The 12,696-nt window shown below is 69.5% G+C and carries 7 protein-coding genes; 5 read left to right on the plus strand and 2 right to left on the minus strand.

What is annotated here, in order from left to right:
• Positions 1-121 precede the first annotated feature (121 nt).
• Both SPR02S_RS30455 and SPR02S_RS56615 read left to right on the plus strand, forming a co-directional pair.
• A complete protein-coding gene (locus tag SPR02S_RS30455) occupies positions 122-808 on the plus strand; it encodes a response regulator transcription factor (RefSeq protein ID WP_019060815.1) in 687 nt (228 codons plus the stop codon).
• Positions 805-2,229, plus strand: coding sequence for a sensor histidine kinase (locus tag SPR02S_RS56615; RefSeq protein WP_019060816.1), 1,425 nt, complete (start codon positions 805-807; stop codon positions 2,227-2,229). The genes SPR02S_RS30455 and SPR02S_RS56615 overlap by 4 nt, the downstream gene beginning before the upstream one ends.
• 518 nt (positions 2,230-2,747) lie before the next feature.
• On the opposite strand, the gene SPR02S_RS30465 is transcribed toward SPR02S_RS56615, so the two are convergent.
• A complete protein-coding gene (locus SPR02S_RS30465; RefSeq protein ID WP_019060817.1) occupies positions 2,748-4,580 on the minus strand; it encodes a beta-ketoacyl-[acyl-carrier-protein] synthase family protein in 1,833 nt (610 codons plus the stop codon).
• Between the two features lie 399 nt (positions 4,581-4,979).
• Between SPR02S_RS30465 and SPR02S_RS30470 the strand changes: the two genes are divergently transcribed.
• Complete coding sequence (locus SPR02S_RS30470; RefSeq protein ID WP_019060818.1) at positions 4,980-7,367, plus strand: DUF8508 domain-containing protein; 2,388 nt, start codon at positions 4,980-4,982, stop codon at positions 7,365-7,367.
• Between the two features lie 211 nt (positions 7,368-7,578).
• On the opposite strand, the gene SPR02S_RS30475 is transcribed toward SPR02S_RS30470, so the two are convergent.
• Positions 7,579-8,913, minus strand: coding sequence for an acyltransferase family protein (locus tag SPR02S_RS30475; protein ID WP_019060819.1), 1,335 nt, complete (start codon positions 8,911-8,913; stop codon positions 7,579-7,581).
• Positions 8,914-9,168: 255 nt separating this feature from the next.
• Here SPR02S_RS30475 and SPR02S_RS30480 point away from each other — a divergent pair, with 255 nt between their 5' ends.
• Positions 9,169-10,812 (plus strand): chitinase, encoded by a 1,644-nt coding sequence (locus tag SPR02S_RS30480; protein WP_019060820.1) that lies wholly within the window; start codon positions 9,169-9,171, stop codon positions 10,810-10,812.
• 140 nt (positions 10,813-10,952) lie between these two features.
• A complete protein-coding gene (locus SPR02S_RS30485; protein WP_106437039.1) occupies positions 10,953-12,515 on the plus strand; it encodes a glycoside hydrolase family 16 protein in 1,563 nt (520 codons plus the stop codon).
• The last annotated feature ends 181 nt before the right edge of the window (positions 12,516-12,696 follow it).

Raw genomic sequence — 12,696 nt, forward strand, 5'->3', positions numbered from 1 at the left:
GGAAGCCGATCCCGGCAGGAGCCCGCGGGACGCAACGATGGCAGGACGGCGCTGAGAGGAACCTGAAGGTACCTGAGGACTCTTCAGGTTCCTCTCAGCGCCCGGCGGCCATGCTGAGGGCATGCGGATACTGGTGGTGGAGGACGACCGGCGGTTGGCGGATCTGCTGCGCCGGGGCCTGGTCGGCGAGGGGTACGCCGTCGACGTCGGGCACGACGGACGCCGTGGTCTGGAGCTCGCGCTGGAGAACCCCTACGACGCGGTGGTACTGGACGTGATGCTGCCGTACGTGAACGGCTACCGGCTGTGTGCCCGGCTGCGGGAAGCCGGGCAGTGGGTGCCGGTGCTGATGCTGACGGCCAAGGACGGAGAGTACGACCAGGCCGAAGGGCTGGACACCGGCGCGGACGACTACGTGACCAAGCCGTTCTCGTTCATCGCGCTGGCCGCCCGATTACGGGCCCTGATCCGCCGGGGCCGCCCGGAACGGCCGACGGTTCTGCACGTCGGGGACCTCGAGGTCGACCCGGCCTCCCGGCGATGCCGTCGCGGGACGGTGCCCGTCGTACTGACGGCCCGTGAGTTCGCTGTACTGGAGTACCTGGCCCAGCGAGCCGACGAGACCATCTCCAAGACCGAGATCCTCCAGCATGTGTGGGACGAGCATTTCGACGGTGACGTGAACCTCGTCGAGGTCTACGTCAGCGCCCTGCGCCGCAAGATCGACGCACCGTTCGGTCGGCAGACCATCCGTACCGTCCGCGGCGCCGGCTACCGCCTCGACCCGGCATACCGGGGCCGACCGTGACCCGGGTCGGTGCCCGACACCTGCTGCGCCGCCTGCGCCCGGCTACCATCCGTGTCCGCCTGGCCGTCCTCGCCGCCGTCATGACCCTCGTCCCGCTCACCGCGGCCGCGATACCGATCGCGCGCACGGAGCGGACTGCCCAGATGCAGAACGCCGACTACAAGGCAGTCAAGATGAGCTCGGCCATCGACCCGATGATCAACGGTCTCCACGGCGGAAACCCACCCGACTGCACCCGGTCCTTCCAGCCGGCACACGAATCCGAGTACAAGGACCTGAGCCTGTGCCGACCTACGAAAAAGACGCGTGAAAGTCCGGGGAAACTGTCGCTGATTCCGTGGACCGACCCGCTTCGCGGGCCCGTCCCAATCCGTCAGATCATCTACCGCGCACATGTGCACGCAGGCGTCGACGATATCGCTGTCACACAGTCTCTTGAGGCCGAACAGACCCGTTTGAACACGATCGTCCGGCTCCTCATCGGCGGCATCGCGGGCATGACGCTGGTGGTGTCGGCAACAACTTGGTTCGCCGTCGGCCGGGTACTGCGCCCGGTCGAAGCCATCCGCGCCGATTTCGCCGACCTGAGCGCCCATCACCTCGACGGGCGTGTTCCGGTCCCCCGTAGTGGCAATGAAATCGCCCGCCTGGCCGTCACCATGAACTCCACCCTCGACCGCCTGCAGAGGGCCGTCGACCAGCAGCGTCAGTTCACGGACGACGCCTCCCACGAACTGCGCACCCCCCTCGCCTGCCTGCGCACCGAACTCGAACTCGCCCTCCACCACCCGCACACCGCCGACTGGCCCCGCGTCGTCCGCGCCGCCCACGACGACACCCTGCGCCTCCAAACCCTCACCACCGACCTGCTGCTCCTCGCCCGGCTCGACGCCGGACACACCGACCAACCCCCAGGCCCACCCATCGACCTGACCGCTCTGGTCCGTGACGAGACGAGCCGACGGACGCCGCCACCCCACCTCACCCTGACCGTCCACGTCCCTCCCGAGCCGATCACCGTGAACGGCCAGCAGGCCCTCCTGGCCCGTGTGCTCGGCAACCTCCTCGACAACGCCGAACGCCACGCCGCCGGCACCATCACAGTTCGTCTCGCCTACGACACCGAGCACCGGCAGGCCGTCCTCGAGGTTCTCGACGACGGCCTGGGCATCCCCCCGGAAGACCACCAGAGGATCTTCGAACGCTTCAGCCGCCTCGACGACGCACGCACCCGCGACGACGGCGGCGCAGGACTCGGCCTCGCCATCGCCGCCCGCATCGCCACCACACACCACGGCACACTCACCATCGCCCCGAGCTCCCAGGGCGCCCGCTTCCTCCTGCGCCTCCCCACAAGCACCCCGCCGCCGCAGGACCCACTGACCACAGCGGCTTTTTTCAGCCCCACCGAGGCGACCTGAATCGGCCCTGCCCGTGACTGGCTCGGAGGGCCAAGTGGGTCCGTATCAAGCCGTCTTCCCGGGCAGCGACCTTCACAGACCGGGCCGATTCGAGACGCCTTGACGGTCCCAGATCGCGTCGCCGTAGCCACGTGAAGAGCCCTCTGGCGAAGACCCCGGCGAAGAAGGCAACTCTCCGCAGGCGATCGGCTTGAGCGGCAGCCTTCCGGGCGGTTTCGGCGCAGTGCTACCCCGCCCACCGTCACCGCGACGAGGTCCACCGCGCCCGCGAAGAGACCTCTGGGGAAGCCCCCGGCGAAGAGAGCAACTCCCCGCAAACGAACGGCCCGAGCCGCAGTCCCCTTTCCGGTCCCCGCGCCACGCCACCCACCCACTCACCCACCACCGCCACCACCTCGCCCAGCCCACCGCGCCCGCGAAGAAGCCGGCAACGGCCCCGGCAAGAGCCCCCCCGCGAGCAACCAGCCCGAGCCACCCCCCCCCGGGCCCCCTGACCCCGGGGCCTCCGCCCCCCCCCGCTACCCCACCCGCCGCAACGCCAACACCGCGTTATGCCCCCCGAACCCAAACGAATTACTCAACGCGAGATCCCCCACCCCCGGCACACCCGCACGCACACCCGCACGCCCACCCCCGAGCCCACCCCCAGGCAACTCCCGCGCCACCCCCATCACCACATCCAGCCCGATCGCATCATCCAGCTCACTCCCCACCCCCACAGTCGGCGGCACCACCCCGTGATGCAACGTCAGCACCGTCGCCACCGCCTCAACCCCACCCGCAGCCCCCTGCAGATGCCCGAGATTCCCCTTGAGCGCGGTGACAGGAACGTTTCTGCGACCGAACACCGCCCGCAACGCCCCCGCCTCCGCGAGATCCCCCTCCACCGTCGCCGTCGCATGCGCGTTCACATGGACGACGTCCGCGACATACCCGCCCGCGTCCCGCACCGCCCGCCGCACGGCGAGCGCGACCCCGGCGCCCGACGGATCCGGCGCCGCCATGTGATGCGCGTCGGCGGACAGTCCCCACCCCGCCGCCTCGCAGTAGATCCGCGCCCCACGCGCGCGTGCGTGTTCCTCGGCCTCCAGGACCAGCACCCCCGCGCCCTCCCCGTTCACGAACCCGTCCCGGTCCTTCGCGAACGGCCGTGACGGTGACGAACCGTCCGCCAACCCCCGCGTGGACAACGCCCGCATCGCCGCGAACGACGCCATGATCGCCGGCGTGACGACCGCCTCGGCCCCGCCCGCGAGGGCGATGTCGACACGGCCGTACCGTATGCGGTCGATGGCCGCCCCGATCGCCTCCGTGCCGGAGGCACACGCCGCGGTGACCGTGCGGGCCTCCCCGGTGATGTGCAGGTCGAGGGAGACCTGGGACGCGGCCTGCGACGGAACGGTCATCGGCGTGGTGAGCGGCGAGACACCGCGCGGCCCCTTGTCCCGCAGTTTGCGGTCGCCGCCGACGAGCACGGACGCGTCCCCGAGAATCGCCCCGAGGCTGACCCCGACCCGTTCGGGATCGAGCCCGCTCTCCCGCGTGCCGCCCGCCACGAACCCGGCGTCGCCCCACGCCTCCCGCGCGGCCAGCACCGCGAACTGCGCGGCCCGGTTCATCCGCCGCGCCGCCTGCCGCGGCAGCAGCTCCATCGGATCGACGGGCACGGTCCCGGCCACCCGCACGGGCAGCTCCGCGAACTCCTCCCCGTCCAGTTCCCGTATCCCGTGCCGCCCGTCGAGCAGCCCCCGCCACAACTCGTCGACCCCGACCCCGAGCGGCGTAACGGCCCCCAGCCCGGTGACCACCACCCGCCGCGGCCCACCCACGGCCGCCACCACCCGCTCCGGACGCGGATGATGCCGTACGACGAACTCCGCACCGGCGACCGCACCACCCCAGCTCCGCATCTCCGCGTCGGTCACGACGTCGTCCCCCGACCCCCCGTCGAGGTCCCGATGCCACACCCCCCACCGCCGCACGTACGACACCTCGTCCGCCCCCGGATCCACCACCCGCAACGAACTCACCCGGTCGCCCTCCCGGAACTCGACGGACGCGAGGTCGTCGGAGACGAGTCGCGGCACTGACCCCACATCCAGTCGCCGGCACCCGCTGATCACTCGGCGGTCGCGGCCGAGCACCTCGTCGTGGTCCGTGCCGCCGAGCGGTGGCCGCAGGGTGACCCGGATCGTCTCGGGCGTCTCGGGGAGGGTGTGGGTGACGACGTACCAGCAGGCGCGTTCGGCGTCGGCCGGGGTCAGGGCGATCAGGTCGCCCGGGATGACCTCGGCGGCGGTCACGGGGTGGGGCGCGAAGGGGACTTGTGACGAATCGGATGAATTGGACATATCTATACACGCTTCCTGGGGACGGAACAGGCTTATGCCCTACGACAAACCATCCCGAGTGAACTGGATCAAATCGGAAAAAGCGACGGTTGAAAGGTGAACCTGTTACGCCCCGGGAGCTTTCAAGGTCCGCTGAAATAGGGCGAGTTGTCCAGTTGATCACCAGGGTTATGTGTGGAACATCACTTTCACGGCCGTCGCGGCCGCCCCCGCACTCACTTGTTCCCTGGATTTAACGCGAGCCCCTCTGGCAACTCCCTTTCTACGCGCGTAACTTGAGCCGACTCCCCACAGGCACCCGGTATCGGCAGCTACACGAAGTACGAGGAGACCGCCAGCGTGTCCAGACCTGAAGGGCGCAGACCCCGCGCCCGCCGTACCGCCCAAGCGATCGTCTCGGTGGGCGCGGCGGGAGCATTCGCCTTCACCGCCCTGCCCACCGCGTCCGCAACTCCCTCCGCCTCGGCGGTCATCGCGGAGGTGTACGGCGGCGGGGGCAACTCGGGAGCGACCTTGACCCGGGACTTCGTCGAACTCGGCAACGCCGGTTCGACGGCCTACGACCTGTCGGGCTACAGCGTCCAGTACCTGCCCGGTACGCCTTCCTCCGGCTCCACTTGGCAGGTCACCGCCCTCACCGGCGCGATCGCCCCCGGCGCCCGCTACCTGGTCGGCGAGGGCACCGGCAGCGGCGGCACGACCGCGCTGCCGACCACCGACGCCACCGGCTCGATCGCCATGAGCGCGACCTCCGGCACCATCGCCCTGGTCTCCGGCACCACCGCGCTGACCTGCAAGACCGCCGCGGACTGCGCGGCCGACCCGAGCATCGTCGACCTCACGGGCTACGGCACCGCGGTCGTCCGCGAGGGCAGCGGCCCGGCCACCGGCGCCTCCAACACGGCCGGCGTCGCCCGCGCCGACTTCCTCGCCGACACCGACGACAACGCGGCGGACTTCACCGCCGGTACCCCGTCACCGGTCAACTCGGCCGGGGAGACGCCCGGTTCGGGCGACGGCGGCGGCGACGGTGGTGACGGCGGCTCGCCGACCGACCCCGGTACCGTCCGCGTCCACGACATCCAGGGCACGACCCGCCTCTCGCCGTACTCCGGCCAGACGGTCACCCGCGTCCCGGGCATCGTCACCGGCGTCCGCAGCAGCGGCTCCCTCGGCTACTGGATCCAGGACCCGACGCCCGACACCGACCCGCGCACCAGCGAGGCCGTGTTCGTCTATACCGGTTCCACCAAGCCCACGGTGGCGGCGGGCGATTCGGTCCTGGTCACCGGCAAGGTCAGCGAGTACTACCCGAGCAGCACCAGCCAGTCGAACACCGAGATCACCGGCCCGACCACCACGGTCCTCTCCAGCGGCAACGCCCTCCCGGACGCCGTGACGCTGGACGCCACCTCGGTCCCCGACGCCTACATCCCGACCGCGTCCGGCGGCAGCATCGAATCCCTCGCGCTCCAACCCACCGTCTACGCCCAGGACTTCTACGAGTCCCTGGAGGGCATGCGGGTCACCTTCGCCGACGCCCGCGTGGTCGGCGCGAGCGACGCGTACGGCGAACTGTGGGTCACGGTCAAGCCGAACGAGAACGCCACGGCACGCGGCGGCACCCTCTACTCCTCCTACGACCAGCCCAACACCGGCCGTATCGAGGTCATGTCGCTCGACACCACCTCAATCTTCCCCGTCGCCAACGTCGGTGACGAACTGTCAGGAGTCACGACCGGCCCCCTCGACTACTCCACCTACGGCGGCTACAACGTCCAGGCCACCCAGCTCGGCACCCTCGTCGACAACGGCCTGAAGCAGGAGGTGACCCGCCGTCAGAAGAAGGACGAGCTGGCGGTCGCCACGTACAACGTCGAGAACCTGGACGCACTCGACACCCAGGAGAAGTTCGACCGGCTCGCCGAGGGCGTCGCGGTCAACCTCAACTCGCCCGACATCGTGGCCCTGGAGGAGATCCAGGACGACAACGGCGCGACGAACGACGGCACGGTGACGGCCGAGGGCACCCTGAAGCGCTTCACGGACGCGGTCCGCGCGGCCGGTGGCCCCGCGTACAAGTGGCGTTACATCTCGCCGACCAACAACCAGGACGGCGGCGAGCCCGGCGGCAACATCCGCCAGGTCTTCCTCTTCAACCCCAAGCGGGTCTCCTTCACCGACCACCCGGGCGGCGACGCGACCACCGCCACGAGCGTGGTGAAGACCCGCAAGGGCGTCGAACTCACCTACTCCCCGGGCCGTATCGACCCGACCAACGCGGCCTGGGAGGACAGCCGCAAGCCGCTGGTCGGCGAGTTCACCTTCCAGGGCGAGCAGGTCTTCGTGATCGCCAACCACTTCATCTCCAAGGGCGGCGATCAGCCGATCCACGGCCGCTACCAGCCCCCGGCCCGCAGCTCGGAGACCCAGCGCGCGGCCCAGGCGGCGGAGGTCAACACCTTCGTCAAGTCCCTGCTGGCGGCGGACAAGAACGCCAAGGCGGTCGTCCTCGGCGACCTGAACGACTACGAGTTCTCCCAGACGGTGACCACCCTGACGGCCGACAAGGTCCTCAAGCCCCTGATCACCACCCTCCCCACCGCCGAGCGCTACACCTACGTCTACGACGGCAACTCCCAGACCCTGGACCACATCCTCACCAGCCCCGCGGTGACGTCCTTCAACTACGACGTCGTCCACATCAACGCGGAGTTCGCGGACCAGGCAAGCGACCACGACCCACAGATCGTCCGAATCGACCTCGCCAAATGCCGTAGGCACTAGGGCAGTTGGACGGCGACGGGGCGGAACGGCGCGAGCCGTCCCGCCCCGTCACCACGACCGGCTCCGGCGAGGAGACCAAGGGCAAGCCCCCAGCTGTATTGCACCAAGACCGACGTCCACTTCAAACCCCGGGCAGGGCAACCCCCTAGGGGCGCGGGGAACTGCGCGACCAGCCACAACGCGCCCGCACTCGAAGGACAACCCAAGCCACTCAGACGCTAAGGCGCACACCCCGTTCCACCGCACTCCGCCCCGTCACCATGACCAACCCGACCCCCACCACCAGCCCCACCGCAGGCAACACCGGGAACCGCCCGCCATACGCGAACCCATGCCCGGCGAACCAGATCAGCGCACTCACACTCGCCGCCATCCCACCCCACAACGCCCAAGGCCAACGCGGGAGTTCAAACGGCAGATCCCCCGGTCGCGTCCGCTCGTACACCACCACGAGCCCCCGCTCCAACGGCCGCAACGCCGCTACGACCCCCACCAGCACAACCCCCAGCACGACCAGCCAGGGCACCCGCAACACCCACCAACTCCCCGACCCATAGGCCGGTTCGGGAGCGAGCCCGGTGAGATAGAAGGCGCCGGCGACGATCAGCACCGGCAACATGTGCCACAGGTAGAGCGTCATACTGGCCCCGCCCAACGGCCGTACAAGTCCCCAGAGTTGCTCACGCGCCAACAGCCGCCGCAGCACAGGCGCGAGCAACAACGCCAGCCCGACCTGCCCAACCGTCCAGGCCAGCATCGCGGCGGACGGGGGATTGGTATTGCTCGGACTCTGCCCGGTCACCAGGATCAGACTCACCGGGAACGGCCCGAACGCGACCAACACGGCGAAGACGACCGCACCGCCCACCGCCATGCAGACGGACAGGGCGGACCGTTCGGCCAGGAGCACGTCCCGCCAGCAGAAGCCCAGTTGATAGGCGACACCCCACACGAGCACGTAGTTGAGCAGCCCGACGAAGGGCGCGTGCCCGGCGACCACCAGCGCATCGGCGCCGACCGCGACCACCCCCATCACCACCGGCACCCGCAGCCCCCACCTCCGATGTGCCGTGTGCAGCACCGGCGTTGCCGCGCTGAGCAGCAGATACACCGGCAGGAACCAGAACTGCATGGCCATCGCCCACCCGACGAGCGCGAGGATGCCGGGGTCCACCCCGACCGCCGAGCAGATCGCGACGGCGACCAGCACCAGCCCGCTGTACACCCCGGCCGGCAGCAGCAGCCGTAGCGCCCGTTGCCCCACCCAACCGGTCGCCGTACGGCCCTCGTTGCGGGCCCGCGCCCAGGAGCCGCCCGCCGCATGGCCGCCGGCCAGGAAGAACAGCGGCATGATCTGGAACCCCAGGGTGAGCCACTGGGTCCAGGGCACGGTGGCGAGCAACTCCGGTGCGCTTATCGCTCCGTTGGGCTCCCGCACCAACCCGGTGATCAGCCAGTGCCCGAACACCACCAGCACGATCGCCCACGCCCGCAAGAAGTCGACGTAGCGATCCCGGCCTCCGCTGCCCCCGCTCAAGCTCCCCATAAGTCGTCATAGTGCGCCCGGTGAAAGGGAGTTGAGAGGAAGGTGCGCCGTCCCGCAACCAATCCGTGCCCGTCGCGACACCCGTCACCGATCCGCGCCGGGCCCGCCGTCGCTCGCCAAATCCCTTGACCCGCCCTTGCCTTGACTCGCCCCTGTCAACGCTGCTTCCCTGAGCCCACACAGCGAATTGGTCTGCACCAATATCGCGCAGGGATTGAATCGATTCACCCCCATCCCCCTCTGTGGAGGTCGCGCATGCGCACCCGACCGAGATCCCGCTCCCTCTTCTCCGCCCTCTCCACCGCCCTGCTGACCGGAGCCCTCGCGGCGGCCGGCCTCACCTCGGCGGCGGCCCCCGCGTCGGCGGCCTCCGCCCCGAATCCCTGGCCCGCCCATGTCTTCGCGCCGTACTTCGACGCGGGCTCGGGAAACGTTTCCCTCACCGACGTGGCCAACAACTACGGCACCAAGTTCTTCACCGCCGCGTTCGTCGACGGCCCCGGCTGTCAGTGGCAGGTGCCGGGCCAGTCCGCCCTCCAGTCGCAGATCGACGGCATCCGCGGCCTGGGCGGCGACGTCTCCATGTCCTTCGGCGGCTACACCGCCGACACCTCGCTCACCGAGATCGGCGACTCCTGCTCCAGCCCCGAGGCGGCGGCAGCGCAGATCGAGAACGTCATCACCACCTTCAACCTCTCGCACGTCGACTTCGACATCGAGTCGGCGTCCCTCACCAACTCCTCCGGCATCGACCGCCGCGACAAGGCCCTTGCCCAGGTGCGCAGTTGGGCCGCCAACAACGGCCGCTCGCTGTCGATCTCCGTCACCCTCCCCGCCCTCCCCAGCGGCCTCTCGGGCGACGGCCTGAACGTTCTCAACAACGCGCGCTCCAACGGCTTCACCCCGGACGTCGTCAACCTGATGACCATGGACTACGGCTCCTCGGGCACCGACATGGGCAACGCGGCCAACACGTCCGTGGACGCGGCGGCGAGCCAGGTCGCGAGCGCGTTCGGCATCTCCACCTCCGCCGCGTACGCCAAGCTCGGCAACACCCCGATGATCGGCCAGAACGACAGCGCGGGCGAGATCTTCACCCTCGACAACGCCCGCAGCGTCGAGGCGTTCGACGCCTCGCGGGGCATCGCGCTGGTGTCGTACTGGTCGCAGAACCGCGACAACGGCGGTTGCCCCGGCCAGACTTCGGCCTCCGGCAGCTGCAGCGGCGTCAGCCAGAACACCGGCGACTTCGCGCGGATCTTCCAGCCGTTCACCTCGGGCAGCAGCAGCGGTGGCGGGGGCACCGGCTCAACTGCACAGGCGTTGCCCGGGACTTGGGCCCAGTGCGCGAGCGAGAACGGCACCTGCGCGATCAGCGGCACGACGGCCGTCGCCTACGGCGCGAGCGGCAGGTTCAACTACGCGACGGAGACCGGCTCCACGCCGTGCACCAACGCGGTCTTTGGCGACCCGATCTCCGGCACCGCCAAGTCCTGCTACGGCCAGAGCACCCCGCCCGCGACCAACGTCTGGACCTCCTGCGCCACCGAGGGCGGCACCTGCGCCTTCTCCGGCGTGATGACGGTGGCCTACGGCGCGGGCAGTTCCTTCAACTACGCGACCCTGCCCGGCGGTACGGCATGCTCCAACGCCGTGTTCGGCGACCCGGCCTCCGGCACCGCCAAGTCCTGCTACCTGATCGGCGCCCCGCCGTCCTTCGCCACCTGGACCAACTGCGCGGCGGAAGACGGCACTTGCACCTTCTCCGGCACCCACGAGGTGGCGTACGGCGCGGCCGGGCGGTACGTGTACCGGTCCGTGTCCGGATCCACCGGATGCGGCAACGCGGTCTTCGGTGACCCCATCTCCGGCACCGCGAAGTCCTGCTACGTGCAGTAGCCGCACCTCTGAAGTCGCTGCCGATGGCCATGCCGATTCCGCTCGGTCGGCCGGTGGGTTGAACGTTTCAATCCACCGGCCGCCGGGTTCTGCACGTTCCGCCAGATCCTCACATGGGAGGCCGGACGATGTTCAGATCGATGCTCGGATCGAAGCTCGGATTGAAGCTCGGATTGAAGTTCGGATCGAAGGGCACCCGCACCACCGGACGCAGGCCGCGGTCGAGACGCCTGGTCTGGCTGGCGACCCTGGCCCCGATGGTCGCCCTGCTCTACGGCACCACGACCACCCAGCCCGCGACGGCCGCCGCCCCCGGAGCCCCCTCCGGCTGGTCCACCGTCTTCACCGACGACTTCAACGGCTCGGCGGGATCGGCCCCTTCGTCGGCCAACTGGAAGTTCGACACCGGCCCGGGATCCAGCTTCGGGACCGGTGAGATCGAGACGATGACCGACTCCACGGCCAACACCCACCTCGACGGCAACGGCAACCTGAACATCACCGCGCTGGGCTCCGGCAGTTCGTGGACCTCGGGCCGGATCCAGACCCCGACCGCGAACGTGGGCGTACCGGCGGGCGGCAAGCTGGAGGTCGTCGCTTCCATCCAACAGCCCAGCCCCGCAGCCGGGTTGGGCTACTGGCCGGCGTTCTGGATGCTGGGCCCCGGCCAGTGGCCGGAGAACGGCGAGATCGACGTCATGGAGGACGTCAACGCCCTCTCCGACGTGGCCGGCACGATCCACTGCGGCACCTCCCCGGGCGGCCCCTGCAACGAGGGCACCGGAATCAGCAGCGGCCTGCGCGCCTGCTCCGGCTGCCAGAACGGCTTCCACACGTATTCGATGATCCTCGACCGCACCAACACGTCGGCGGAGACGATCACGTTCTACCTGGACGGCAACGCCTACTACTCGGTCACCGAGGCCCAAGTGGGCACCGCCACCTGGCAGGCGGCCTTCGACCACAACCAGTCGATCATCCTGGACCTGGCGATGGGTGGCACATTCCCGGACGCGACATGCGGCTGCACCACGCCAACGGCGTCGACATCGTCGGGCGGCACCCTGAGCGTCGACTACGTGGCGGCGTACACGACGACCGGCGCCACAAGCTCCAACACCCAAGCTCTACCCGGCACTTGGACCCCATGCGCCTCCGAGAACGCCACCTGCGCACTCAACGGCACATCGGCGGTGGCCTTCGGAGCGAACGGCCGCTTCAACTACACAACAACGACCGGCTCAACTCCCTGCACCACGACCGTATTCGGCGACCCGACGTCCGGAGTGGTGAAGTCCTGCTACGCGGAAGCGGCACCCCCGGCAACCAACATCTGGTCCCCGTGCGCGTCCGAGAACAACACCTGTTCCTTCTCCGGCGTGATGACGGTCGCGTACGGCGCCGCGGGTTCGTACCGCTACGCCACGCTCCCGGGCGGCACCCCCTGCACCAACGCGGTCTTCGGCGACCCGATCGCAGGCACGGCGAAGAGTTGCTACGTCGTATCGCCACCCCCGACCTTCGCGACCTGGACGACCTGCGCGGCGGAGAACGGCACCTGCTCCTTCTCCGGCACCCACGAGGTGGCGTACGGAGCGAACGGTCAGTACTTCTACGGCTCGTTCAACGGCGGAACCCCTTGCATCAACGGGGTGTTCGGTGACCCGGCATCAGGAGCGACGAAGACCTGTTACTACCAGTAACAATGTGCAGGTGGGAGGCCCGCCGTTACTCACTTTCGGGTGACGCTCCCGGCGGGCCCGGGGTGGCGCACCGTGGCGAAAGCGGAACCCGGCCCAGTGCCCACAAGGCCTGTCACCCCGCCAGGGCGTCAACCTGGTGCATCACGCGCATAAATGGACGGTACAGCCGACAGTCACGGAA

It is taken from the genome of Streptomyces prunicolor NBRC 13075 (assembly GCF_000367365.1).
GTDB lineage: Bacteria > Actinomycetota > Actinomycetes > Streptomycetales > Streptomycetaceae > Streptomyces > Streptomyces prunicolor.

Bases quoted from the DNA above. Each gene is read 5' to 3' on its own strand.
- SPR02S_RS30455 (WP_019060815.1), top strand. From the start codon at position 122: ATGCGGATACTGGTGGTGGAGGACGACCGGCGGTTGGCGGATCTGCTG.
- SPR02S_RS30465 (WP_019060817.1), bottom strand. From the start codon at position 4,580: ATGTCCAATTCATCCGATTCGTCACAAGTCCCCTTCGCGCCCCACCCC.
- SPR02S_RS30475 (WP_019060819.1), bottom strand. From the start codon at position 8,913: ATGGGGAGCTTGAGCGGGGGCAGCGGAGGCCGGGATCGCTACGTCGAC.
- SPR02S_RS30480 (WP_019060820.1), top strand. From the start codon at position 9,169: ATGCGCACCCGACCGAGATCCCGCTCCCTCTTCTCCGCCCTCTCCACC.
- SPR02S_RS30485 (WP_106437039.1), top strand. From the start codon at position 10,953: ATGCTCGGATCGAAGCTCGGATTGAAGCTCGGATTGAAGTTCGGATCG.